Origin of the sequence: Burkholderia sp. MSMB1826 (genome assembly GCF_001526325.1) — a bacterium.
In the GTDB taxonomy this organism is placed as follows: Bacteria; Pseudomonadota; Gammaproteobacteria; order Burkholderiales; family Burkholderiaceae; genus Burkholderia.
The window spans coordinates 634434-659600 of record NZ_LOYN01000015.1 but is presented as its reverse complement, the minus strand read 5'-3'; the positions used below and the strand labels follow the sequence as shown (position 1 = coordinate 659600).

Annotated in this window: 21 protein-coding genes and 1 riboswitch; of the genes, 9 read left to right on the top strand and 12 right to left on the bottom strand. The window is 67.7% G+C overall.

What is annotated here, in order from left to right; genetic code table 11:
* Positions 1-291: 291 nt before the first annotated feature.
* The gene (locus WS95_RS09785; RefSeq protein ID WP_059823517.1) at positions 292-1884 is read right to left on the bottom strand and encodes an inorganic phosphate transporter; all 1593 of its coding nucleotides are present in this window, start codon (positions 1882-1884) and stop codon (positions 292-294) included.
* Positions 1885-2049: 165 nt separating this feature from the next.
* Positions 2050-2640, bottom strand: a complete 591-nt coding sequence (locus WS95_RS09780) for a histidine phosphatase family protein (protein ID WP_034204109.1) — start codon at positions 2638-2640, stop codon at positions 2050-2052.
* Positions 2641-2689: 49 nt separating this feature from the next.
* Positions 2690-2828: riboswitch (cobalamin riboswitch) on the top strand.
* A 33-nt stretch (positions 2829-2861) separates the two neighbouring features.
* Between WS95_RS09780 and WS95_RS09775 the strand changes: the two genes are divergently transcribed.
* Both WS95_RS09775 and WS95_RS09770 read left to right on the top strand, forming a co-directional pair.
* The gene (locus WS95_RS09775; protein ID WP_006488502.1) at positions 2862-3071 is read left to right on the top strand and encodes a CbtB domain-containing protein; all 210 of its coding nucleotides are present in this window, start codon (positions 2862-2864) and stop codon (positions 3069-3071) included.
* Positions 3072-3085: 14 nt separating this feature from the next.
* Positions 3086-3808 carry a CbtA family protein gene (locus tag WS95_RS09770; protein WP_034204110.1) on the top strand — a complete coding sequence of 241 codons (723 nt, stop codon included), beginning with the start codon at positions 3086-3088 and terminating at the stop codon, positions 3806-3808.
* 22 nt (positions 3809-3830) lie between these two features.
* On the opposite strand, the gene WS95_RS09765 is transcribed toward WS95_RS09770, so the two are convergent.
* Positions 3831-4739 (bottom strand): LysR family transcriptional regulator, encoded by a 909-nt coding sequence (locus WS95_RS09765; protein WP_059823515.1) that lies wholly within the window; start codon positions 4737-4739, stop codon positions 3831-3833.
* Positions 4740-4867: 128 nt separating this feature from the next.
* Between WS95_RS09765 and metE the strand changes: the two genes are divergently transcribed.
* Positions 4868-7162: a 5-methyltetrahydropteroyltriglutamate--homocysteine S-methyltransferase gene (gene metE, locus WS95_RS09760; protein WP_059823514.1), complete on the top strand. Its 2295-nt coding sequence runs from the start codon at positions 4868-4870 to the stop codon at positions 7160-7162.
* A gap of 115 nt (positions 7163-7277) precedes the next feature.
* Here metE and WS95_RS09755 read toward each other — a convergent pair whose 3' ends face one another.
* Together WS95_RS09755 and speB are read right to left on the bottom strand one after the other, a co-directional pair.
* Positions 7278-8603 carry an MFS transporter gene (locus tag WS95_RS09755; RefSeq protein WP_059823512.1) on the bottom strand — a complete coding sequence of 442 codons (1326 nt, stop codon included), beginning with the start codon at positions 8601-8603 and terminating at the stop codon, positions 7278-7280.
* A gap of 54 nt (positions 8604-8657) precedes the next feature.
* Positions 8658-9614, bottom strand: a complete 957-nt coding sequence (gene speB / locus WS95_RS09750; protein WP_006495120.1) for an agmatinase — start codon at positions 9612-9614, stop codon at positions 8658-8660.
* Between the two features lie 133 nt (positions 9615-9747).
* Here speB and WS95_RS09745 point away from each other — a divergent pair, with 133 nt between their 5' ends.
* Positions 9748-10665 (top strand): LysR family transcriptional regulator, encoded by a 918-nt coding sequence (locus WS95_RS09745; protein WP_257139675.1) that lies wholly within the window; start codon positions 9748-9750, stop codon positions 10663-10665.
* Between the two features lie 63 nt (positions 10666-10728).
* Here the strand turns inward: WS95_RS09745 and WS95_RS09740 are convergent, their stop codons facing one another.
* On the bottom strand, positions 10729-11193 hold the full coding sequence (locus tag WS95_RS09740; protein ID WP_059500532.1) for an Lrp/AsnC family transcriptional regulator: 465 nt from the start codon (positions 11191-11193) through the stop codon (positions 10729-10731).
* 133 nt (positions 11194-11326) lie between these two features.
* Here WS95_RS09740 and WS95_RS09735 point away from each other — a divergent pair, with 133 nt between their 5' ends.
* The 3 genes from WS95_RS09735 to WS95_RS09725 all read left to right on the top strand — a co-directional run bounded on the left by WS95_RS09735 (position 11327) and on the right by WS95_RS09725 (position 15563).
* Positions 11327-11947 carry a LysE family translocator gene (locus tag WS95_RS09735; protein ID WP_059823510.1) on the top strand — a complete coding sequence of 207 codons (621 nt, stop codon included), beginning with the start codon at positions 11327-11329 and terminating at the stop codon, positions 11945-11947.
* A gap of 276 nt (positions 11948-12223) precedes the next feature.
* A complete protein-coding gene (locus WS95_RS09730) occupies positions 12224-13813 on the top strand; it encodes a S53 family peptidase (protein WP_059823508.1) in 1590 nt (529 codons plus the stop codon).
* A gap of 73 nt (positions 13814-13886) precedes the next feature.
* The gene (locus WS95_RS09725) at positions 13887-15563 is read left to right on the top strand and encodes a S10 family peptidase (RefSeq protein WP_059823506.1); all 1677 of its coding nucleotides are present in this window, start codon (positions 13887-13889) and stop codon (positions 15561-15563) included.
* 70 nt (positions 15564-15633) lie between these two features.
* Here the strand turns inward: WS95_RS09725 and nadE are convergent, their stop codons facing one another.
* The 3 genes from nadE to WS95_RS09710 all read right to left on the bottom strand — a co-directional run bounded on the left by nadE (position 15634) and on the right by WS95_RS09710 (position 17931).
* On the bottom strand, positions 15634-16500 hold the full coding sequence (nadE, locus tag WS95_RS09720; RefSeq protein WP_059823505.1) for an ammonia-dependent NAD(+) synthetase: 867 nt from the start codon (positions 16498-16500) through the stop codon (positions 15634-15636).
* 190 nt (positions 16501-16690) lie between these two features.
* Positions 16691-17560 (bottom strand): DMT family transporter, encoded by an 870-nt coding sequence (locus tag WS95_RS09715; protein ID WP_034204119.1) that lies wholly within the window; start codon positions 17558-17560, stop codon positions 16691-16693.
* Positions 17561-17745: 185 nt separating this feature from the next.
* On the bottom strand, positions 17746-17931 hold the full coding sequence (locus WS95_RS09710; RefSeq protein WP_006480515.1) for a hypothetical protein: 186 nt from the start codon (positions 17929-17931) through the stop codon (positions 17746-17748).
* A gap of 218 nt (positions 17932-18149) precedes the next feature.
* On the opposite strand from WS95_RS09710, the gene WS95_RS09705 reads away from it, so the two are divergent.
* Entirely contained in the window at positions 18150-18908 is a 759-nt protein-coding gene (locus WS95_RS09705; RefSeq protein WP_006491117.1) for a DeoR/GlpR family DNA-binding transcription regulator, read from the top strand.
* A gap of 105 nt (positions 18909-19013) precedes the next feature.
* Positions 19014-20795: a phospholipase D-like domain-containing protein gene (locus WS95_RS09700; RefSeq protein ID WP_034204120.1), complete on the top strand. Its 1782-nt coding sequence runs from the start codon at positions 19014-19016 to the stop codon at positions 20793-20795.
* 66 nt (positions 20796-20861) lie between these two features.
* Here the strand turns inward: WS95_RS09700 and WS95_RS09695 are convergent, their stop codons facing one another.
* The 3 genes from WS95_RS09695 to WS95_RS09685 form a co-directional block, all read right to left on the bottom strand.
* Positions 20862-21536 carry a TetR family transcriptional regulator gene (locus WS95_RS09695; RefSeq protein ID WP_034204121.1) on the bottom strand — a complete coding sequence of 225 codons (675 nt, stop codon included), beginning with the start codon at positions 21534-21536 and terminating at the stop codon, positions 20862-20864.
* A gap of 105 nt (positions 21537-21641) precedes the next feature.
* On the bottom strand, positions 21642-22910 hold the full coding sequence (locus tag WS95_RS09690; RefSeq protein WP_059823503.1) for an NAD(P)/FAD-dependent oxidoreductase: 1269 nt from the start codon (positions 22908-22910) through the stop codon (positions 21642-21644).
* Between the two features lie 135 nt (positions 22911-23045).
* Entirely contained in the window at positions 23046-24626 is a 1581-nt protein-coding gene (locus WS95_RS09685; protein ID WP_034204123.1) for an amino acid permease, read from the bottom strand.
* Between the last annotated feature and the right edge of the window lie 541 nt (positions 24627-25167).

Here is a 25167-nt window from a genome sequence, read left to right as displayed (position 1 = left end):
CGACTATTTGGTCGATTTCTACAACCATCGTCGCCTTCACTCGGCTGCGAAGGGAATGCCGCCAGCGCGTTTCGAAGCGCTCGCAGCCTAACCCGGAGCTATGTCCAGAGTTACTTGACCACTTCAGAGAGGCGGAGAGGCGGAGAGGCGGAGAGGCGGAGAGGCGGAGAGGCGGAGAGGCGGAGAGGCGGAGAGGCGGAGAGGCGGAGAGGCGGAGAGGCGGAGAGACGGAGAGACCCCACCTGCCGCGGCGGATGGCCGGCTATCGCCCGCCACCCGCCGTGTCGCCGATCAAGCCAGCGACCTGAACAACCAGTAAAGCCCTGCCGCCAGCGCGATCGACGCCGGCAGCGTCAGCACCCACGCGAGGACGAGGCTGCGCACCGTGCTCCATTGCAGCCCGGAGCCGTTCGCCGCCATCGTGCCCGCGACGCCCGACGACAGCACGTGTGTCGTCGACACGGGCAGCCCGTACATGTCGGCGGCGCCGATCGTCAGCATCGCGACGAGTTCGGCCGATGCACCCTGTCCGTACGTCAAATGCTGCTTGCCGATTTTTTCGCCGACGGTCACGACGATCCGCTTCCAGCCGACCATCGTGCCGAGACCCAGCGCGATCGCGACGGCAACCTTCACCCACGTCGGAATGAACTTGGTCGCGTGGTCGAGCTGCTTGCGATAGTTGTCGATCGCGAGCTTGTCGTCGGTGGCGAATGCAGGCTGGCCCGACTTCTCGATCAGGCGAATGGCTTCGGATACCAGATACATCGTGTTGCGCACGTTGTCGACGTCGCGCTGCGGCACGGCCGCCATCGAGCCCGACGCGCCGACGGCGGTCGCGAGCGACGTGGACAACTGCGCCACGGCCGGCAGCACGGCGGGCGTCAGTTCACGATGCTGAACGTAGTGTTCGACATCGGCGCGCGGATTCGAGGAAGGCGCGACGCCGTTCGTGTATTTTCCGAACGTCGCGGCCGCCTGGTTCGCGACCGCCACGAAGGTCTGCGATTCGGCGGGCGTGACGGCCTTGTTCAGCGCATACGCGGTCGGCACCGTGCCGATCAGGATCAGCATGATGAGGCCCATCCCTTTCTGTCCGTCGTTCGACCCGTGTGCGAACGACACGCCGGTGCAGGTGAGGATCAGCAGGCAGCGAATCCAGAACGGCGGCGGCTGGTCCTTCGGCGGTTCCTTGTACAGCTCGGGAATCCGCACGACAGCCTTCAGCACGAGCAGCAACAGCGACGCACACAGGAAACCGACGATGGGCGAGAGCAGCAGCGACTTGCCGACGCCGAGCGCCTGGCCCCAGTCGACGCCGCTCGTGCCGGACGGCCCGTGCATCAACTGGTTCATCAGCCCGACACCGATGATCGACCCGATCAGCGTATGCGAGCTCGACGACGGCAACCCGAAATACCAGGTCGCGAGGTTCCAGACGATCGCGGCGATCAGCAGCGCGAACACCATCGCGAAGCCCGAGCCGCTGCCGACCTGCAGGATCAGCTCGACCGGCAGCAACTGCAGGATGCCGAACGCGACGGCTCCGCTCGAGACCATCACGCCGAGGAAGTTCCACATGCCCGACCAGATCACCGCGACGTTCGGCGTGAGCGAGTGCGTATAGATCACGGTCGCGACCGCATTCGCGGTGTCGTGGAAGCCGTTGACGAACTCGAAGCCGAGAGCGATCAGCAGTGCTGCGCCGAGCAGCAGGTACGGGAACATCGACCCTTCGCGGACCGGCGACAGATCGTCGACCAGGTGCGTGGCGATATAGACGGCGCCAAGCACGAGCACCAGCAGGAAGACGGTATAGCCGATCTGCCGGGTGCGCGCGACGGAGGCCGAATTGTTCGGGGCGGACGAAGCAGGTTGATTCATGACGACATCTCGTAAGGGAGCCTCGTCCGATCCTAGCTGCGGCTAGCAGTCAGTTTGATGACAGTCGGGATGCCGAACGGAGTGTCTTACGGGATGTAAGGCGAGCGGCGGCATGCGAAGCGTCGGGGGCGCATCGTCCGCTCACATAGTGAACACGACAGCGGCTTACGCGCCGGTGTCGCGCGAGTCATCGTCCGTCGCGGCCAGGGTCCAGCCGGCCGGCGACGCGACGAACGTCGTGCACGACAGCGGCGCGACGTGGAGGCGTGTGGCTGCCCCGGTACCCATCCGCAGCACATGCGCGATGGCCGCGCGGACGATCGGCGCATGCGTGATCGCGACGACGTCGCGATCGGGCGGCAGTGCGCTCAACCATGTGCCGACCCGACGCGCGGCACCGTCGAACGATTCGCCGCGATGCGGCGACGCGGACGGTGTGCCGATCCACGCCGCCAGTTCGTCGGGCAGGTCGCGCGCGAGATCGTGCAGCCGCTTGCCGCGCCAATTGCCGTAATCGATGTCGCGCAGCGCATCGTCGATATCGGCGTGCAGTCCGAGTGCATCAACGGTCTGCCTCGCGCAGCGCGCCGGGCTGCACAGCACGAGCGAGCCGGCACCGACCGTCCAGCGGCCGCGCAGCGCAGTGGCTTCGGCCAGCCCGTGCGCGTCGAGCGGATCGTCGTCGGGAAACGTGCCGGTGCGCATTGCGCGGGTCGATGCGTGTGCGATCAGGCGCAGCGAGGCATGCATGTTCATGTCGGTTGTCGGGCGATCGGGAGCGGTGCGCACTTGCCGTGTGTCATCGCTTCAATACGCGAACGTTCGCGCGTACAATTCGCCCGATACGAAGCGCGGAAGCCGGTGCAATTCCGGCGCGGTCGCGCCACTGTAACCGGGGAATCGACGATCCCGGAAGTCAGACCTGCCTTCGTACCCATCCATCATTTGTCGGGGCGCGATTCCCCTGAGGTGCATCCATGAGCGAAGCAGTGCTGAAGCCGGCGGTCGTGCCGGCGCCCATTCCCGTCCGTGAACTGTTGCCGTGGGCCGTGTTCGTCGGCCTGATCCTGCTGCTCGCACTCTATTTCGTCGGCGCGGAACAGGGCGCGACGTCGCTCGTGCCGGGCATGTACGTCCACGAATTCGTCCACGACGGCCGCCATCTGCTCGGCTTTCCCTGCCACTGACGCGGAGTAACAAGATGGTCGGAAAGCTGCTCATGCGCGGGATGCTCGCAGGCATCGCCGCGGGGCTTCTCACGTTCGGGTTCGCGAAAATGGTCGGCGAACCGCAAGTCGATCAGGCGATCTCCTTAGAGGAAAAAACCGCCGCCGCCCAGGGCGAGGCGCCGGAACCCGAGCTGGTCAGTCGCCACACGCAGGCCGGCCTCGGGTTGCTGACGGGTGTCGTGACCTACGGCGCGGCATTCGGCGGGCTGTTCTCGCTGGTCTTCGCGTATGCATACGGACGAGGCAGTCGCCTGCCGGCACGGCCGCTGGCCGCGTGGCTCGCGCTGGCGGCGTTCGTCGCGCTCGTGATCGTGCCGAACCTCAAGTACCCGGCCAACCCGCCGTCGGTCGGCGACCCCGACACGATCGGCTATCGCACCGGCCTGTTCTTCCTGATGATCGCGATCTCGGTCGCGACGATGGTGTTCTCGGTCGGCGTGCGTCGCCATCTGCTGGCGAAGCTCGGCCAATGGAACGCGTCGATCGTCGCGGGGCTCGTGTTCGTCGCGATCATCGCGGCCGTGCAGATCGGGCTGCCGTCGGTCAGCGAACTGCCGGCCGATTTCCCGGCGGCCTTGCTGTGGAAATTCCGCGTGGCGGCCATCGGCATGCAGGTGATCATGTGGACGACGATCGGCCTGCTGTTCGGCGCGTGGGTCGAGCGCGGCGAACGCGCGGGCATGCGCGCCGCCTGACGCGCGAGGCAACCGGACGCGCCTAGCGCAGCATGCGCGGCGCGCTCCATGTCGATTCGCGCGCCAGCGCGACGAACGCGGCCAGATAGTCGATCGATGCGTCCGCTTCGCGGATGCCGAGGAAGATCTGCTTCGCGATGCCCTGCTTGCCGAGCTTGACCGGCACGACCGGCATCCGGTCCGCGTACTCGTCGGCGAGCCATCGCGGCAGCGCGGCCACGCCGCGCCCGCTCGCGACCATCTGCAACATGATGTCGGTGGTCTCGATCGACTTGTGTCGCCTCGGCACGATGCCGGCCGGCGTCAGAAACTGGTTGTAGATGTCGAGCCGGTCGGTTTCGACCGGGTACGTGATCAGGATCTCGTCGGTCAGTTGCTCGGGGCTCACGTAGTCGACATGCGCGAACCGGTGCGAATCCGCGACCACCAGCACCTGTTCGTAGTCGAACACGGGATCGAAGCGCAGCCCCGGCTTCTTCAGCGGATCGGGCGTCACGAGCACGTCGATGTCGTAACCGAACAGCGCGCCGATGCCGCCGAACTGGAAGCGCTGCTTCACGTCCACGTCGACGTCGGGCCAGCACGACAGGTACGGCGAGACGACCTTCAGCAGCCACTGGTAGCACGGGTGGCACTCCATCCCGATGCGCAGCGTGCCGCGCTCGCCTTTCGCGTACTGCTTCATCCGTTCCTCGGCGAGCTCGAACTGCGGCAGCAGCCGGTTTGCCAGCTTCAGCAGATACTGCCCGCCCTGCGTGAGCCGCAGGCCGCGGCCTTCCCGGTCCCAGATCGGCGTGCCGAGCTGCTGCTCGATTTTCCTGACCGTATGGCTGAGCGCCGATTGCGTGAGGTGCAGCGCATTGGCCGCCGCGGTCAGCGAGCCCTGGCGCTCGACTTCACGAATGACGACGAGATGGAATCGTTCCAGCATGGATCGCGCTCATGCAGCAAATGCATGAAGAATATTAATGGATGAATGAAATAATGCCATTTTATTTCATGGTTTGAAATCCCTATGATGGCTGCCGGATCTTCACCTTTTCTCTGGACGACAGCTTCATGGTCACGACACACAACCTCGGTTTTCCGCGCATCGGCGCGAAGCGCGAACTCAAGTTCGGTCTCGAACGCTACTGGAACGGCGAATCGTCGCGCGACGAACTGACGGCGCTCGGCGCCGGGCTGCGCCGGCGTCACTGGCACGACCAGCGCGATCTCGACCTCGCGCCGATCGGCGACTTCGCGTTCTACGACCACGTGCTCGACATGAGCTTCACGCTCGGCAACTTGCCGAAACGCGTGCAGGATTTCCACGGCGATGCGCTCGACAACTATTTCCGCGTCGCGCGCGGCCGTTCGGCGCAGTCGGCGCAGGAGCACGCCGCGTGCTGCGGCGGTGTCGCGGCCGGCGAAATGACGAAGTGGTTCGACACGAACTACCACTACATCGTGCCGGAGTTCCATGCGGACACGAACTTCTCGCTCGATCCGTCGCGTCTGCTGCAGCAACTGGCCGAAGCGAACGCGCAGGGCGTGCACGCGAAGCCGGTGATTCTCGGCCCGGTCACGTACCTGTGGCTCGGCAAGGCGAAGGACGATTCCGATCGTCTCGCGCTATTGCCGAAGCTGCTGCCGGTGTACGGTGCGCTGATCGACACGCTGACCGCGCAGGGCGTCGAATGGGTGCAGATCGACGAGCCGATTCTCGTCACCGAGCTCGATGCCGAATGGCGCCGCGCGTTCCGTACCGCATACGCGGCGCTGGAAACTCGCCGCATCAAGCTGCTGCTCGCCACGTACTTCGGGCAGCTTCAGGACAACCTGACGCTCGCGGCGTCGCTGCCGGTCGACGGCTTGCATATCGACGCGATCAACGCACGCGACGAAGTCGACGCGCTGGTGCGTGAACTGCCGGCCGATCGCGTGCTGTCGGTCGGTGCGATCAACGGCCGCAACATCTGGAAGACGGATCTGAACGCGACGCTCGACTGGCTCGAGCCGCTCGCGAAGCAACTGGGCGACCGGCTGTGGCTCGCGCCGTCGTGCTCGCTGCTGCACGTACCGGTCGATCTCGCGAGCGAGGAGAAGCTCGACGCGGAAATCCGCTCGTGGCTCGCGTTCGCGCTGCAGAAGCTCGACGAGCTGAAGGTGCTCGCGACCGCGCTGAACGAAGGTCGCGACAAGGTGGCCGCCGCGCTCGCCGCGAATGCCGCCGCGATCGATTCGCGCCGCCGCTCGCCGCGCGTGAACAACCCGGCGGTGAAGGCCGCGATCGCCCGCATCGACGCGCAGCTCGGCAACCGCGCGAGCCCCTATCCGCAGCGTGCGTCGAAGCAGTCGGCGCGCCTGAACCTGCCGGCGTTCCCGACGACGACGATCGGCTCGTTTCCGCAGACCGCCGACATTCGCCAGGCGCGCAGCCGGTTCAAGGCCGGCGCGCTGGACGAAGCCGGCTATCGCGCGGCGATGCGGGCCGAGATCGAGCGCAGTGTCCGCGAACAGGAATCGCTCGAACTCGACGTGCTCGTGCATGGCGAAGCCGAGCGCAACGACATGGTCGAATACTTCGGCGAACAACTCGACGGCTACGCGTTCAGCCAGTTCGGCTGGGTGCAGTCGTACGGTTCGCGCTGCGTGAAGCCGCCGATCCTGTTCGGCGACATCAGCCGCCCGAAGGCGATGACGGTCGAATGGATCGCCTATGCGCAGTCGCTGACGGACAAGCCGATGAAGGGCATGCTCACCGGCCCCGTGACGATCCTGAACTGGTCGTTCGTGCGCGACGACCAGCCGCGCTCGGTATCGTGCTACCAGCTCGCGCTGGCGATCCGCGATGAAGTGCTCGATCTCGAGAAGGCCGGCGTGCGCGTGATCCAGATCGACGAAGCGGCGCTGCGCGAAGGGCTGCCGCTGCGCCGCGCGCAATGGAGCGAATACCTGCAGTGGGCGGTCGAGTCGTTCCGCATCGCCGCGAACGGCGTGCAGGACGATACGCAGATCCACACGCACATGTGCTATTCGGAGTTCAACGACATCATCGCGTCGATCGCCGACATGGACGCGGACGTGATCACGATCGAGACGTCGCGCTCGGACATGGAGCTGCTCGATGCGTTCGACGACTTCAAGTATCCGAACGAAATCGGGCCGGGCGTGTACGACATCCATTCGCCGAACATCCCGACGCAGGATCACATCGTCGGGCTGATGAGGAAGGCGGCCGAGCGGATTCCGGCGGAACGCCTGTGGGTGAACCCGGATTGCGGGCTGAAGACGCGCCAATGGTCGGAAGTGATTCCGGCGCTGACGAACATGGTCGCCGCCGCGAAGACGCTGCGCAACCAGATGCGTTAACCACGCAGCGAGCGCTGGGCGGCGCCGTCGCGATCGACGGTCGGAAGGCAAAAAATCGGCCCGCGGAAGAAGCGGGCCGATTTTCGTCATGCATGCAGTTGCGCACTGCGTCGCGCTACGCGGCGCGCGTGCCGCGCGGCAGCGCGTCGTTCGTCTTGCCGGGCGCACCCGCATCGTCGATGCCGACGCGGCGTGCGATCAGCCACACGCACAGCGACGACAGTGCGGCGGCGCTCGTGTACTGGATCGCGAGCGGCCACCATTGCGGGGCCGCGTTCTGCGCGATCAGCGTCGCGACGAGCGGCGTGAGGCCGCCGGCGAGCGCGCCGCACACCTGATAGGCGATCGAGATCGCCGTATAGCGGATCCGCGCGACGAAGATGCCGCTGACGAAGCCCGCCACCACCGAGTAGTAGCCCGATTCCGCGAGCGTCGCGAGGCCGACGCCGACCGTGATCGACACCGGCGTGCCCAGGTGCACGAGCGGCAGCATCACGAACGGGACGATCATCGCCCAGGCGCCGGTGATCAGCAGCACGCGCGTGGTGCCGAAGCGCTGCGCGAGGAACGCGGCCGCAAGCTGTACGACGAACTGCAGCACCGCGACGATCGTCATGCAATGCAGCACCATCGACCGGTCGAGCGACAGGAACTGCGTCGCATAGCTGATCATGAAGATGTTGCTGAAATACACGCCGGCGATCCCGTACACGTTCGCGCCGATCGCGAGCAGCAGCAGCGGCCAGTACTTGAGCGCTTCGCGCAGCGGTTTTTGCGCGATGTTGCCGCTCTGCTTCACTTCCTCGAACTCGGGCGACTCCGACACGCTCGCACGGATCACGAAGCCGACGATCAGGAGCACCGAGCTCGCGAGGAACGGCACGCGCCAGCCCCAGCTCATCATGTCGTCCTTCGACAGCGTGCTGATCGCGCCGAACGCGAGCATCGACAGGATCAGGCCGCTCGCGCTGCCGAGCTGCGCGAACGACGCGAAGAACGTGCGCTTGCCTTCGGGCGCATGCTCGCCGGCCAGCAGCACCGCGCCGCCCCATTCGCCGCCGACCGCGATGCCTTGCAGCACGCGCATCAGCACGAGCAGGATCGGGGCGATCACGCCGGCTTGCGCATGGGTCGGCAGCAGGCCGATCGCGACCGTCGACACGGCCATCAGCATCAGCGTCGCGAGCAGCGAACGCTTGCGGCCGAAGCGGTCGCCGAGGTAGCCGAACATCACGCCGCCAAGTGGCCGCGCGAAGAAGCCGACCGCGAACGAGCCGAACGACGCGAGCAGGCTGATGAAGCGGTTTTCGCCGGGAAAGAACAGCGGCCCGAACACGATGGCGGCGGCGGTCGCGTAACTATAGAAGTCGTACCACTCGATCGTGGTGCCGACGAACGAAGCGAGCGCCGCCCGCTTCGGTTGCTTGACGGAAGTCCCCATCTCGATGTGTGCTCCTCTGGAATCTTCTGATTTGGAATGGTGGCGGCGCGGGAATCAGTCGCGGTACGCGACGCCCGGCAGCACGCACAGCAACTCGTACGCGAGATTCGCGCCGAGCAGGGCCGTGGTGCCGAACGGGTCGTACGGCGGCGCGACTTCGACGAGATCGCACCCGACGATGTTCAGCCCCTTCGCGCCGCGGATGATCTCGAGCGCCTGCGGCACCGTGAGGCCCGCGATTTCCGGCGTACCGGTGCCCGGCGCGTAGGCCGGATCGATGCCGTCGATGTCGAAGCTGATGTAGACGGGCGTATCGCCGATGCGCGCGCGCACTTCCTCCATCAGCGGCGCGAGCGACTTGTTCCAGCATTCCTCGGCCTGGACGACGCGGAAGCCTTGCTCGCGGCACCAGTCGAAATCCTCGGCCGCGTAGCCGGTGCCGCGCAGGCCGATCTGCGTGACCTTGTCGCCGTGCAGCAGGCCTTCCTCGACCGCGCGACGGAACGGCGTGCCGTGCGCGATCTTTTCGCCCATCATCGTGTCGTTCACGTCGGCGTGTGCATCGACGTGGATCAATGCAACCTTGCCGTGCTTGCGGTGGATCGCGCGCAGGATCGGCAGCGCGATCGTATGGTCGCCGCCGAGCGTGATCGGCTTGCAGTCGTGCTCGAGAATCGCGTCGTACGCGGCCTCGATGCGGGCGATCGAATCGTGCAGGTTGTACGGATTGATCGCGACGTCGCCGATGTCGGCGATCTGCAGCGAATCGAAGGGGGCGGCGCGCGTGGCCATGTTGTACGGGCGCAGCAGCACGGATTCGGTGCGGATCTGGCGCGGGCCGAAGCGCGCGCCCGTGCGGTTGGACGTGCCGAGATCGAACGGCACGCCGACGAAACACGCGTCGAGGCCTTCGGCGCTCGCCACGTGCGGCAGGCGCATCATCGTCGCGATGCCGCCGCAGCGCGGCATTTCATTGCCGCCGAGCGGCTGGAAATGGGTGTGGTCGTTCATGGGGTGTCTCTTTCGGGGTGGGGTTGCCGTATCATGCGACGCGGTCTGGCGCACAGTTTTACGCGCCCCGTCGGGAAAGAAGAATGCGAAGATATCGACGTAAACATCGATCGTCGTCGATGTATGGAAGGGGATGAACGTGCTGGGGAATCTGTCGACCCTCGATCTGCGGTTGATCCGCGTGTTTCTCGCGGTCACGGACGCGGGCGGCGTGTCGGCCGCGCAGGCCGTGCTGAACGTCGGCCAGTCGACGATCAGCGCGCAGTTGTCGTCGCTGGAGACGCGGCTCGGCTATCGGCTCTGCGAACGCGGCCGCAGCGGCTTCCGGCTCACGCCGAAGGGCGAGCGGTTCCATGCGATGAGCCGCAAGCTGCTGGCGGCGCTCGACGAATTCGGGATCGCCGCACGGCATATGGACCGCCAGTTGGTCGGCACGCTGAACATCGGCCTGATCGGCCATACGCCGGTGAGCCAGAATGCGCGGATCGCCGAGGCGATCGCCGCGTTCCGTACCCGCGACGAGGCCGTGCGCTTTTCGATTTCGGTGCGCGCGCCCGGCGATCTCGAGGAGAAGCTGCTGAGCGACGAGATCCAGATCGCGGTCGGCTACTTCTGGCATCGCGTGCCGTCGCTTCATTACACGCCGCTGTTCGTCGAGCGTCAGGTCGCGTATTGCGGCCGCGGCCATCCGCTGTTCGACGGCGCGGGCACGCTGACGCCGGCCGACGTCGCCGGCTTCGAATGGGCGTGGCGCTCGTATCCGCTGCCCGAGGCGCAACTGTCGACGACGCCCGATCGCGTGACCGCGACCGCCGACAACATGGAGGCCGTCGCGCTGCTGATCCTGTCCGGCCACCATCTGGGTTACCTGCCGCAGCATTTCGCGGCGCCTTACGTCGCGCAGGGGCTGCTCGCACCGCTCAATCCGGAGCAACTGCGCTACGACGTGACGTTCCACATGGTCGTCGCGCGCAACGGCCGCGGGAATCCGCTCGTGGAGGCGTTTCTCGAGGATCTCGAGCGCGCGCACCAGTCATCCGACTTCGCATGACGGCGGTGCCGCCAACAGTGTGAACGAGCGTTACACCGGGGCAGGCCGCCGCTCCGGCGCGCGTCAGGGCACCGGCAACCCCGCGTCGTGCTTCACCTCGCGCAGCGACAGCGCCGACTCGATCGACGTCACGCCCGGCAGCATCCGCAGCGAATCGCGCAGGAACGTGCCGTAGTCGTCGAGGTCGCGCGCGACCACCTGCAGCAGGTAGTCGGCCGTGCCCGCGACGTTGTGGCAGGCCAGGATCCGCTCGATGCCGAGCACTTCCCGTTCGAACCGGTCGGCGACCTTGCGGTCGTGCGTCGCGAACCGCACGAGCACGAACGCGACCACGCCGAAGCCGAGCGCCTGGCGCGATAGCTGCGCGCGGTAGCGTTCGATGTAGCCGTCGGTTTCGAGGCGTTTCAGGCGACGAGCGCAAGGCGTCTCGGACAGCCCGACGGATTCGGCGAGCCGCGCGATCGGCAGGCGGCCGTCGCGTTGCACCGCAGCGAGGATCGCGCGGTCGGTTTTGTCGAGGTCGATCATATTGGCGGAATCCTTGTTTCGATCCATGGATTGTGGCGGATTCCCCTACCGATCGCCACTTCGTCGCCAAAAATGGCCAGTAATCCCTCGTCCTTCAACGGCAACATATCGTCATTGGAGGACGGGGCAGACCATGATTTCCACGCATTTGCTGTTGATTTATCTTGCCGCGCTGGCGGCCATTTATGCGGTGCCGGGGCCCGACATGGCGCTCGTGCTGCAGACCAGCATCGGCCGCGGCGTGCGGCCGGGGATGGCGGCGGCGGCCGGCCTGTCGCTCGCGCGCACGGCGCACGTGACGCTGTCGGCGTGCGGCGTCGCGGCGCTGATCCGCAGCGCGCCGTGGCTGTACGAGGTGATCCGCTACGGCGGCGCGCTCTATCTCGCGTATGTCGCGATCCAGGTGTTCCGCTCGCCGGTGTTCGCGCTCGGCGACGGCGATGCGGCGGCGGGCGAACTGCGGCAGTCGTTCGTGAAGGGGCTGCTGACCAACCTGCTGAATCCGAAGGCGCTGCTGTTCTGCTCGGTGCTGCTGCCACAGTTCGTGCGGCCCGAGACCGGGCCGGTCGTCGGGCAGATGTTCGAGCTCGGCGCGTTGCTGGTGGCGGCCGGCGTGTGCTTCGACCTCGCATGCGTGTTCGGCGCGTCGCGCATCGCGGCATGGATGCGCGCGCATCCGCTGGCGCAGACGGTGCAGCGCTGGACCTTTTCCGCGGCGTTGATCGGTTTCGCACTGCGGCTGTCGATGGACTGAGCGTGGCCTTCGCCGCATGGCCGCCGCGCAGGTCGACCGACGTGGCGGCGGCCATGCGACGATCGACGCCGGCCGCGCGCGATGCCGGCCCGCGCTCGTGCGCGTTGCCGCAGAAGGGCGTGCGCGCAAATCGTCTGACTGTTCTAAACTTCCTCTAGCTTCGCGCGATCGCGAACGCGCCGTCGCGAACCGACTGACCGAACGGAACCGTCTTCCGCAGGCTATGTCCGATTTCCTGGCTGTTCCGTGCAACGCGGTACCAAGGAGGGTCTGAACATGGCAAGGCATCTTCAAGCCGACCGTGAGCCCCGCATCGTCGCCGAGTCCAAGTGTCTCGGCCAGTGCGATCCGGCAGAACGCATCCACGTCACGATCATGTTGCGGCGGCAGGAAGAAGGGCAACTCGATGCATTGGTTCACCAGCTCGCCACCGGCGACGCGCACGCAAAACCGCTGTCGCGCGATGCATTCGCGCAGCGTTTCTCCGCCAATCCCGACGATATCCGCAAGACCGAGGAATTCGCGCATCGTCATCAACTGACGGTCGATCGCGTCGACCCGGTTGAAAGCGTCGTCGTGCTGTCCGGCACGATCCGGCAGTTCGAAACCGCGTTCAGCGTGAAGCTCGAGCGCTTCGAGCATCGGGCGATCGGTCAGTATCGCGGCCGGTCGGGCCCGATCGCGCTGCCCGACGAGCTCGGCGATGCGGTGACGGCCGTGCTCGGCCTCGACAGCCGTCCTCAGGCGCGGCCGCACTTTCGGATCCGCCCGCCGTTCAGGCCGGCGCGCGGCGCGGCGGCCGTCACGTTCACGCCGATCCAGCTTGCGTCGCTGTACGACTTCCCGGCCGGCGACGGCGCCGGACAATGCATCGCGATCGTCGAGCTCGGCGGCGGCTATCGCGCGGCCGACATCCAGCAGTATTTCCGCGGGCTCGGGATCGCGACGCCGCCGACGCTCGTCGACGTGAACGTCGGCACCGGCCGCAACGCGCCGACCGGCGAGCCGAACGGCCCGGACGGCGAAGTCGCGCTCGACATCGAAATTGCTGGCGCGATCGCACCGGCCGCGAAGCTCGCGGTGTACTTCGCGCCGAACAGCGACGCGGGCTTCATCCAGGCCGTCAACGCGGCCGTCACCGACAAGACCAACCGGCCTTCCGTGATCTCGATCAGTTGGGGCGGCCCGGAAGCGATCTGGCAGGCGCAGTCGGCACACGCGTTCAACCGCGTGCTGCAGGCGGCCGCCGCGCAGGGGATCACCGTCTGTGCGGCGTCGGGCGACAGCGGCTCGGGCGACGGGCTGCAGGATGGCGCCGATCACGTCGATTTCCCCGCGTCGAGCCCGTACGTGCTCGGCTGCGGCGGCACGCAACTCGACGCGCTGCCCGGGCAGGGCATTCGCAGCGAAGTCGCGTGGAACGACGAGGCGTCCGGCGGCGGTGCGGGCGGCGGCGGCGTCAGTGCGCTGTTCGACCTGCCGGCATGGCAGCAGGGGCTCTCGGTTGCGCACGCCGACGGCAGCAGCACGCCGCTTGCCAAGCGCGGCGTGCCGGACGTGGCCGGCGACGCGTCGCCGCAGACCGGCTACGAGGTGTCGATCGCCGGCACCCCGGCGGTGATGGGCGGCACGAGCGCGGTCGCGCCGTTGTGGGCCGCGCTGATCGCACGAATCAACGCGGCGGCCGGCACGTCCGCCGGCTGGATCAATCCGACGCTGTACAAGAACCCGGGCGCGCTGCGCGACATCACGAAAGGATCGAACGGCACGTATGCGGCCGCGTCGGGCTGGGACGCGTGCACGGGCCTCGGCAGCCCGAACGGCGCGCAGCTCGCCGCGATCCTCGCGCGCAAGCCGTCGAGCTGACGCGCCGGCGCAGGTCTTTCGGTTCGACGCGGGTGGTCTGCCCGCGTCTTTTTTCACCTCCAGGAGCAGCACGATGGGCATCGATTCCGCATCTTCCGGCGGCGTGTATCCGCTGCATCACGGCGACCACAATTCGCATGGCGTGCCGCCGACCATCAACCCGGTCGCGCTGAGCCACGGCCGCGACCAGCCGTTCTTCGATCCGGTCGCATACGGCAACGGCCCGGACGACTCGGTGACCGACACGACCGAGGCGGCCGCGATCACGCACCACACGATCCTGATCGACGGCAAGCGCATCGCGTACACGGCGACGGTCGGCCATCTCGTGACGGTCGATCCGAGCAGTTCGCAGCCGGCCGCGAAGATCTTCTACGTCGCGTTCACGGCCGACGGCGCGAAGGAAGAAACGCGGCCCGTGACGTTCTTCTATAACGGCGGGCCCGGTTCGTCGTCGGTGTTCGTGTTGCTCGGCTCGTTCGCGCCGAAGCGCATCAAGACGTCGATGCCGGGTTTCACGCCGCCCGCGCCGTACCAGATCGAAGACAACCCGGACAGCATGATCGACCACAGCGACCTGGTGTTCATCAATCCGGTCGGCACCGGCTATTCGGCGGCCGTCGCGCCGCACAAGAATCGCGATTTCTGGGGCGTCGACCAGGATGCGGATTCGCTGAAGCAGTTCATCAAGCGCTACCTGACGAAGAACAATCGCTGGAACTCGCCGAAATACCTGTTCGGCGAATCGTACGGCACCGCGCGCAGCTGCGTGCTCGCGTACAAGCTGCACGAGGATGGCGTCGACCTGAACGGCGTCACGCTGCAATCGTCGATCCTCGATTACCGGCAGGCCGGCAACCCGGTCGGCGCGCTGCCGACCGCCGCGGCCGACGCGTGGTATCACAAGAAACTCGGCATCAAGCCGCCGCCGAGCGATCTCGGCGCGTTCGTCGAGGAAGTCGCGCAGTTCGCGCGCACCGACTACCTGGCCGCGCTGCGCGCGGCGCCGCACGCGAACCCGGCCACCGTGCAGAAGCTGTCGCAATACACGGGCATCGATACGGCGACGCTGCAATCGTGGGGCCTCGATATCGCGGGCTACGACACGCGCGGCAACTCGCTGTTCCTGACGACGCTGCTGCATGCGCAGGGGCTCGCGCTCGGTTCGTACGACGGCCGCGTGACGGGGATCTCGTCGGGCATCGCCGGCAAGATCGACCCGAATTCGGGCGGCAACGATCCGACGATGACGGCCGTGACGGGCGTTTATACGGCGATGTGGAACAGCTACCTGAACGAGCAGTTGAAGTTCACGTCGAATTCCGCGTTCACGGATCTGAACGACCAGGCGTTTCGGAACTGGGACTTCAGCCACGTCGACCCGACCGGCGCACAGCAGGGCATCGACGCGAAGGGGAACGTGATCCTCTACACGGCCGGCGACCTCGCCGCGGTGATGGCGCTGAACGTCGACCTGAAGGTGCTGTCGGCGAATGGCCTCTACGACTTCGTCACGCCGTTCTACCAGACCGTGATCGATCTGCAGCAGATGCCGCTGGAGGACCAGAAGGTGCGGCAGAACCTGTCCGCGCGGTTCTATCCGTCGGGGCACATGGTGTATCTCGACGGCGGCTCGCGTACCGCGCTCAAACGCGATCTCGCGACGATGTACGACGCGACGGTCAGCGATACGGGCGCGCGGATGCGGATTCGTGCGCTGCAGGCGAAGAAGACGGGCGGCAACGCGTAGCGCTGCCGGTCGCGCCCGTGCCGCGCGGAACCGTTCGGGTTTGCGCGGCGCAGTGGCGCCGCGCCGTCGATCAGCCGCAGTGGCCGGGTTGCGCGGTCGGCCAGTCGAACATCGTGTACGGCAGTGCGCGCTTGTGGCGCGAGCCGTCGTAGAAGCGCAGCACCGTTTCGTAGACGCGGTCGGCGACCGGCTTGCCTTCGAGGAAATCGTCGATCTCGTCGTAGGTCACGCCATACGCGTGCTCGTCGGGGCGCAGCGGGCGCAGCTCCTCGAGGTCGGCCGTCGGCACCTTCATCACGATCAGCTCGTCGCCGCCGAGCGCGCGCGCCACCCCGCGCACGCGACGCTTGCTCAGGCCCGCGAGCGGCAGGATGTCCGCGCCGCCGTCGCCGAACTTCGTGAAGAAACCCATCAGCGATTCGGCCGCGTGGTCGGTGCCGATCACGATGCCGCGCCGCGCGCCGGCCACCGCGTACTGCGCGATCATGCGCTCGCGCGCCTTGATGTTGCCGTGCACGAAATCCTGCTGCGCGGGGGTTTCGAACGCGTGGCCGGACGCGACCAGCGAACGGAGCATCGCATCGGCGGCCGGCTTCACGTCGACCGTCAGTACCTCGTCCGCGCGCACGAACGCGAGCGCACGCTGCGCGTCCTCTTCGTCGTTTTGCACGCCGTTCGGCAAGCGCATCGCGATGAAGCGCGCGTCGTAGCCTTCGGCGCGCAGGCGCTCGACCGACAGTTGCGCAAGCCGGCCGGCCGTCGACGAATCCACGCCGCCGCTGATGCCGAGCACGTAGGTCCGCAGGCCGGTCGAACGAAGGTACTGCGCGAGGAAATCGACGCGGCGAGCGATTTCGGCTTCGCCGTCGAAGTGCGGGGCGACGTTCAGTTCGGCAATGATCGCGCGTTGGCGGCTGGCGTAATCGGCGGATGTCATGAGTGAAGTTCCGGAACGAAATGCAAGGCGCACATCATAAGCGCAATCGCGGCGTGTCGCCGCGCCGGGCCTGCGATCCGGCGGTTTCGCGTTGCTTCGGCGAGACGCGGCGCATCGCCGTGGTGCGCGGTGCGCCGGGCGGGTGCAGGAGGCGGCGCGAACGGCGTCCGGGCGGCGCCCGATCGCCAGGTCAACGCCGCGCGAGCACGACGCCCAGCAGCGCGAGCGCGAAGCCGGCGAGCTGGATCGTCGCGAGCGTTTCGCCGAACAGCCCGTAACCCTGCAGCGCGGCCAGCGGCGGCGCGAGAAACAGCAGCGACGTCGCGCGCGCCGCATTGCCGCGCCGCAGCATCCACATCAGCATCGTGACCGCGCCGCCGGACAGGAACACGACGCCCCACACGAGCGATATCCACAGCGCCGGCGCGCCGATCCAGCGGGTTTCGTGGAGCAGCACGACGAAGACGGCCGCGACGAGCGCCGCGCCGAAGTTCTGCACGGCGACCGCCGTGCGCAGATCGCTTTGCGCGAGCTTGCCTTTCTGGTACAGCGAGCCGGCGGTGATCGAGCCGACCGCCAGAACCGACACGGTGACGACGAGCCACGCGGGCGCCGCGCCCGGCGGCGGCGCGACGCCGCCCGTGACTTTCGGCGCGAGCACGAGCGCGACGCCGGCCAGCCCGAGCGCCATCCCGAGCCAGCCGCGTGCGGGCAGGCGTTCGTTGAACAGCGGGACCGCGAGCACGGCGGTGGCAAGCGGCTGCAGTGCGCCGAGCAGCGCCATCACGCCCGCATTCAGTCCCTGCGCGACGGCCCAGTAGCTCGCACCGAGATAGACGCCTTGCAGCAGCGCCCCGGCGATCAGGTGGCGCGGCCATTCGCGGCGGGCCGGCCACGGCGCGCGCGCGACGAGCGCCACCACGCCGAACAGCGCGGCCGTGCCGGCGAAGCGCGCGAGCAGGAACAGGTTCGGATCGGCGTAAGGCTTGATCGCCCGGGCAACGATGAAGCCGGTGGACCAGAGCGCGACGAAAGCGGCGGCGACGATCGAGGTAAGCATGCATGACGGGCCGCGAGGCGGCCGGACGGAACCGGAAAGTCGGCCAGTATCGGTCGAAGCGGCGCCGGCGTCTTGTCGAATCCTGCACTCGTGCCGCGCGGCGTGCGATCGCGCCGGTGTGCGGGGCGGCGGGGACGAGCGCCCGCCGCACGGCGCGGCGCGGACGGGGCGCGCCGCGGCGACGGTCAGTCGATCGAGAACGTGTCGAGCGGCTGGTTGGCGCGCGCGTCGGTCGCGAAGCGCGCGGCGAGCTGTTCGTAGAGCCGGCGCGCTTCGTCGAGCGTCAGGTCGATCCAGTATGGATCGCCTGCCGCGTCGTTGAGGCGTTCCGGCGGGAACTGGATTTCGATCACACTGCCTTTGCGATACATGGCGCGAGCCCCTTTGTCGGTCGTTCGTTCGGCGAAGCGCAAAGTGTAGCAACCGGCGCCGCGCGGATTCGCGCGCGCCAGACAATACAGAATTTCGCTTTCGGGAGGCGCGCCCGGCCGCCGCCCGGTTGCATTACCCGGCGCGGTCAAATGGTCGTCAAACGTCCGTAATACAATGGCCGGCTTACCCATTACCAGTCGCCTCGGGCGTACACGCGATGCTGGCGGAACAACGTCATCAATACATTCTGTCGGAGCTCGGACGGTCGGGCGCGTTGTCGGTCGCGGAACTCGTGCGCTCGCTCGACGTCTCGCGCGAAACCGTGCGGCGCGACCTGAACGCGCTGGCCGCGCGCGGCCTGCTCGTGATGACGCATGGCGGCGCGCTGGCCGCGGATCGCCGCGAGCCGAGCCTGTCCGAGCGCGAAGCCGCGAACGCCGACGCGAAGCGCACGATCGGGCGGCGCGCGGCCGAATTCGTGCCCGACGATGCCTCGGTGCTGATCGATTCGGGCAGCACGCCGCATGCGGTCGCGCTGGCGCTCGCCGACCGGCACCGGCTGTCGATCTACACGAACGACTGGCGCACCGCGTTCGTGCTCGCGCGGCGCAACGGCAACCGCGTGACGCTGCTCGGCGGCGAGCTGTCCGACGACGAGGACGCCACGTTCGGTCTCGACACGATTCACCAGCTCGCGCAATACCACGTCGATTTCGCGTTCGTCGGCGCCGGCGGCATCACGCCCGACGGCGAGTGCACCGACTACTCCCGGCTCGCGGCCGAAGTGCGCAGCCGGATGATCGCGGCGGCGGGCACGGCGATCATCGTCGCCGACCATTCGAAATTCGGCCGCGTGACGCCGGTGCGGATCAACGGCGCGGCCGCCGCCCGCTATCTGGTGACCGAGCGCGCGCCCGACAAGGCCGTGCGGCGCGCGCTGACGGCGCGCGGGATCGAGCTGCTCGTGTGCGACTGACGCGCGTCCGACATACAAGGTTCATCGAACGGTCATCGTCCGGGAAGAACCGTCGTCAAGACTGACCCATTCATCTCGACCGGCCGCCGGGCCAGGGAGCAACGAATGACCGTCAGCGTGCGCAGCTATCTTTCCCCCACCCTGGTCCTGCTGGCTTTCGACTGGCCCGATGCGGCGTCGCGGTCCGATTTCCTCGGCTTCGCGATCCGGCGCACGCCCGGCTTCTGGTCGGCCGACGGCAAGACGCGTGCGCCGGACAGCTGGCTGCCCAATCGCCTGACGTTCGACGGCCCGGCCGCCGACACGCAGGGCGATGCGCCGACCGATCAGGCGCCGATTCAGAAATTCATGTGGTGGGACGCGCGCATCGATCCGCAGGACCGCGGTGCGTCGTTCCGCTACGACGTCTATCCGGTCGTCGGCACGCCGGCGAACCTGCAGGTGCTCGACGCGCAAGCCGGCGTGTGCGAGGTTGTGCTGCCCGCGCACATCGAGGACGGCATCGGCACGTGGTTCAACCGCGCGGTGGTCAGCTCGCAGGCGTTCGCGAAGCAGGTCGCGGCGCTGGGCCTCGCGCCGAACGAGGCGCCGAGCGCAGCGCAGGCGCTGAAGTTGCGCACGTGGCTCGCGAACGACATGGAGCAGGTGTTCGCGGAGATGCTCGATCCTGCGTCGCGCGCGGTATCGGCCGTCTATCACCTGACCGACACGCTGTGGGCGCTGCCCGCGTTCGAGGCGTTCGGCCGCCGGCACGGCGAAGCGTCGCTCGCGATCGTCTACGACGCGCATACGACGGCGCGCAAGGGCAAGCCGCCGCTGCCGTCGCCGAACCAGCCGGCCGTCGACGCGCTGCAGGGCCTTGCGACGCTCGCGCCGCGCGACCGGACGCACATCATGCACGACAAGTTCATCGTGACCGATGCGCCGTCCAGCGCGGCGCCCGCGCGCGTGCTGACCGGTTCCGCGAATTTCACGACCGAGGGGCTGACCGAGCAGGCCAACGTGCTGCACGCGTTCGATTCGCCCGCGCTCGCCGCGCTGTACAACGAGCGCGCCCATGCGCTGGCCGGGAATCCGTCGATTGCGGAAACCGCCCGGCTGTCGCCGGGCTGGTCGGCGCCGATGACGATCGGCAGCGCGCAGGTACGCGTCGCGTACTCGCCGGAGCCGTCGGGGCAGCGTACCGAGATCGATACGATCGTCGCCGCGATCGCGGCCGCGAAGCATTCGGTGTCGTTCTGCCTGTTCATGCCGACCGACGCGGCGCTGCGCGATGCGTGTTTCGCGGCCGGCGACCGCGGGTTGATGATGTTCGGCCTCGTGAACCGGATCAACGCGGGCAGCGCGGCGAAGGCCGATGCCGCGCAGCAGGGCGGCCAGTCGCTCGATGCGGCGACGCTCGCGAACCTCGAGCTGTACCACCGCAGCCGCGACAACCATGACGTGATCGATGCGTCGTATTTTTCGCCGGCCACGGTGCCGCAAGGCTTCGAGCCGGAGCTGCGGCTCTTCCCGGGCGAGCCGGCGCCGGCCTTTCCGCCTGTCGTGATCCATCACAAGTTCATCGTGATCGATGCGGAAGGCGCGAATCCGGTCGTCTATACGGGCTCGGCGAACATGAGCCGCAACTCCGAGCAGTACAACGACGAGAACCTGCTCGAGATCCGCGACGAGCGGATCGCGGCGATCTATCTCGCGGAATTCCTGCGGCTTTACGAGCACTACCGCGCACGCGCATTGGCGATCGATGCGAAGCAGCGCGGCACGGGCGCGCATGCGCGGCTCGCGCTCGCGCCCGATTCGAGCTGGGCGAAGAAGTATTACGTGGCGGGCAGCCCCGAACAGAAGGCGCGGATCGCGCTGGCGTCGACCGCGCCGACGGACTGATGCGCTGAAACGTTGCAGGGCCAAGGGCCGCGGCCGGGGCGCGCCCCGGCCGGCTGCCGGCGGCGCTTACGCGGCGACGTAGCGGAGCACCGCGTCGGCGATCGTGTCGCGATGCCGCGCGCGCAGGCGCGGCGCCGACGGATCGCGGCCGAACGCGGCGCCGAACGTGTAGCGGTTCGACACGCGATGGAAGCAGAACGAGCTGATCAGCAGGTGCAGGTCGAACGCGTCGATGTCCTTGCGGAACGCGCCGCTGGCCGCGCCGCGCTCGAGCAGTTCCTCGAGCGTCTTGATGATGCTGACGTTGCGGTTCTTGAACGACTTGAGCTGTTCGACATATTTCGCGCCGTGGATGTTCTCGATCGACACGAGACGGACGAAATCGCGATGCTTGTCGTGATAGTCGAACGTGAACTCGACGAGACGGCGCATGCCTTCGCGCGGCTCCATGTCGCCGACGTGCAGTTCCTGCTCGAGTGCGCGGATGTCGCCGTACACCTTCTCCAGCACGGCCTCGTACAGGCCTTCCTTGCTTTCGAAGTAGTAGTAGAGCATCCGCTTCGTCGTGTTGGTGCGCTCCGCGATCGCGTCGACGCGCGCACCGGCGAGGCCCATCGCGGAGAATTCCTGCGTGGCGACATCGAGGATGTTGCGCTTGGTTTGCTCGGGATCGTATTTACGCCGCGCATCGGACGCAAGCGCGCGGGTGTCGGACGTGGCGGCCTTGCTTCCTGCTTTCATGTGACTTTGTTGTGGTTCGCGGCGGCTTGGAAAAGGCATTCTAGCATGTGGGAAATGGCCGCCCGGCCGACCTTCCGCTCTAATCGGCAAGGCCGTCGCGGGCGCTCAGCGGCGGCAGGAGGCGAGCGCATCGCGGGCCTGGTACGCCGTATACGTGAGTTGCGCGGCGGCGAGGCCGGCCAGGCCGAACGTGCGCGTGAGCCCGAACGCGGCGAAGCCGTCCGGCACCGGCCGGCCTTCGGCCAGCGCGGCGGCGAGCGCCTCGCCGGCCACCGTGGTCGGCGCCATCCCGTGGCCGCCGAAAGCGATCGCGTGCCACACGCCGTCCGCGTCGCGGCCGATCTGCGGCATCTTGTGCCGCGCGTAGCTCATCAGCCCGCCCCACGCATAGTCGACCTTCACGCCGTCCAGTTGCGGATACACGCGCAGCAGGTCGCGCCGCAGCAGGCGCGCGATCGCGTCGGGGCCGCGGTCGAGCACGGAGATCCGGCCGCCCCACAGGATCCGCGTGTCCTTCAGCGGACGGTAGTAGTCGAACGCGAAACGCGTGTCGTAGATCGCGTACGGCGCGTCGATCGCGTCGGGCAGGCGCGTGCCGAGCGGTTCGGTCGCGATCACGTAGGTCGCGATCGGCAGCACCGCGCGCTCGATGCGCGGCGACACGCCGCGCGCGTAGCCGCCGCCGGCGAACACGACGTCCTTGGCGCGCACCGTGCCCTGCGCCGTGCGCACGACGTACCCGGCGCCGTCGCGCGCGATGCCCAGCGCGGCCGAACGCTCGTACACGCGCGCACCGCCGCGCGAGGCGGCCGCCGCGACGCCGAGCACGTACTTGAGCGGGTGGAAGTGGAACGCGTTCGGCTCGAACAGGCCGCCGTAATAGCGCTGGGTCTTCAGCCGCTCGCGCAGCGCGCCGGTCGGGACGGGTTCCCACTCGACGCCGAGTTCGTTTTTCATCAGCGTGCGCACACCGTCGAGCCGCGACGGATCGTCGAACCAGTTCGCGAGCATCACGCCCTCGTCGACGATGTCGCAGTCGATCCCGTAGCGCGCGATGCGCGCGCGGATCAGGTCGACCGCGTCGACGGTGAGCCGGTACAGACGGCGCCCTTCGTCGCGGCCGAGCGTGCGCAGCAGGTCGGCGTTGTCGAGGCTGTAGCCGCCGAACACGAAGCCGCCGTTGCGGCCCGACGCGCCGAAGCCGACCCGCTCGCTGTCGAGCACGACGACGTCGCGCACGCCGCGCTCGATGAGGCCGAGCGCCGTGCACAGGCCGGCGAGGCCGCCGCCGACGATGCAGACCTGCGTATCGATCGGGCCGGTCAATTGCGGGTAGGGCTGGCGGGTAACGGTGGCTTCGTAGAAGTTCTGCATGCGTTTTCGGTGATTCGTGACGGCGGAAAAACGGACGGCGCGCGTGGATCTTGCCTGAACGCGCGCGCCGCGTCGAATGGGGTTTTCAGCGCAGCGGCCGCCGCGGTCGGGCGGTCGCCGGCGCGTTGCCGGGCGTCAGGCGCCCGGCGTCGGGTTGACCGGCCGGGCGACGTAGGCCGGGTAGCCGGCATCGGCCTTTTCGGTGGCGTCGGGCGTCGCGTTGCGGTCGATCCACGGCGCGATTTCCATGTCCTCGTAGCGTACCAGCCGGCATTTGCGCACCAGCGCGTAGCCGAGCCAGATCGCGAGGAAGAACGGCAGGCCGATGTAGGTCGCGGCGACGCCCGTCCAGTCGATCTTGTCGGCGAGGAACGCGTGGTAGTCCTGGCCGAGCGCGACGACCGCGCACAGGGCGAACGCGAACAGCGGTCCGAACGGGAACCACTTCGACCGATACGGCAACTGGTCGAGCCGGTAGCCCTGCTTCAGGAAGCCCTTGCGGAACCGGTAGTGGCTGACCGCGATGCCGAGCCACGTGATGAAGCCGGCCATGCCGGACGTGTTCAGCAGCCACAGGTAGACGGTCTTGTCGCCGTACAGCGACGTGAGAAAGCACAGTGCGCCGACGGCGGTGGTCGCATACAGCGCGTTGCGCGGCACGCCGCCGGGCGACAGCTTCGCAAACAGCTTCGGCGCGCGGCCTTCGACCGCGAGGTTGTAGAGCATTCGTGTCGACGCATACATGCCCGAGTTGCCGGCCGACAGCACGGCCGTCAGGATCACCGCGTTCATCACGCCGGCCGCGAACGCGAGGCCCGCGTGGCGGAACACCAGCGTGAACGGGCTCACGCCGATGTCGGTCACGTCGCTCTTCAGCAGGCTCGGATCGGTGTACGGAATCAGCACGCCGATCACGAAGATCGCGAACACGTAGAACAGCAGGATGCGCCAGAAGATCTGGCGCACCGCGCGCGGAATCGTCGTGCGCGGGTTTTCCGATTCGCCGGCCGCGACGCCGATCATTTCGGTGCCCTGGAACGAGAAACCCGCGATCATCGCGACGCCGAGCATCGTCGCCCAGCCGCCGACGAACGGCGCGTCGCCGATCGTGAAGTTGCCCCAGCCGGCGCTCGGGCCGCCCTGCATGATCCCGAAGATCATCAGCAGACCGACGCCGACGAACGCGAGCACCGTCAGCACCTTGACCAACGCGAACCAGTATTCGGCTTCGCCGAAGCCGCGCACCGACAGCGCGTTGAGCGCGAAGATCAGCGTGAGGAACAGCGCGCTCCACCAGACGCCCGGCACGTGCGGGAACCAGTAGTTCATCACGAGCTGCGCGGCGACGAGCTCCACCGCCAGCGTCACGGCCCAGCTGTACCAGTAGTTCCAGCCGAGCGCGAAGCCGAAGCCTTCGTCGACGAACTTCGCGCCGTAGGTCGCGAACGAGCCCGACACCGGCATGAACGCGGCCATCTCGCCGAGGCTCGTCATCAGGAAATAGACCATCAGGCCGATCACCATGTACGCGAGCATCGCGCCGCCGGGGCCGGCCTGCGAGATCGACGCGCCGGATGCGACGAACAGCCCCGTGCCGATCGAGCCGCCGATCGCGATCATCCGTAGATGGCGGGCCTGCAACGCGCGGTGGAGGGACGGCTTCGCGGGCGGCGAGCCGGACGGACGGGACGAATCGGGGCGGGCATCTGAATGCATGGCGGGCGCTGGGCGCTGTCTCCGGGATTGTTTTTCGGTGACGAAGCGCGACGCGTGGCCGGCCGCGGCCGGGTAGCGGTGATGCGGTGCGAGACGGGCCCGCTGAGCCGGGCCGTGGTGCGTGTCGCCTTCGTCGGTCGTCCGGCTGCCGTGGTGGCGGCCGGCGGCGCGCCGGGTGCGTTGCACCTCGACGTCGCACCGATTGTGTGTGCCCGGTGCATCGGCGGCAAACGATATTTCCGAACAGGGTGATGCGAGATGATCATCAACTTGTGCCGTGCCGCGACGCATCCGAGCGCCCGGTTGCGGGCTTGGGAAACGTCCCATATCGGTACCGAAACAGGCCTGGCGAGCCGGCTTACTTCTTGCATTTTTGGAATGAAGTCGTGAGTTAATATCAATAGCGGCCCGGCTTGTGGCCATCGACAATGTGTTTCATGGATCGTGCCTCGCGAGGCTGGGGCGCGCCGTCCGGCCTGGCTTTCCGGCGACGGCGCAGCACGATGCGCCGGATGGCGCACCGGGCCCGCCGCGCGGCGCA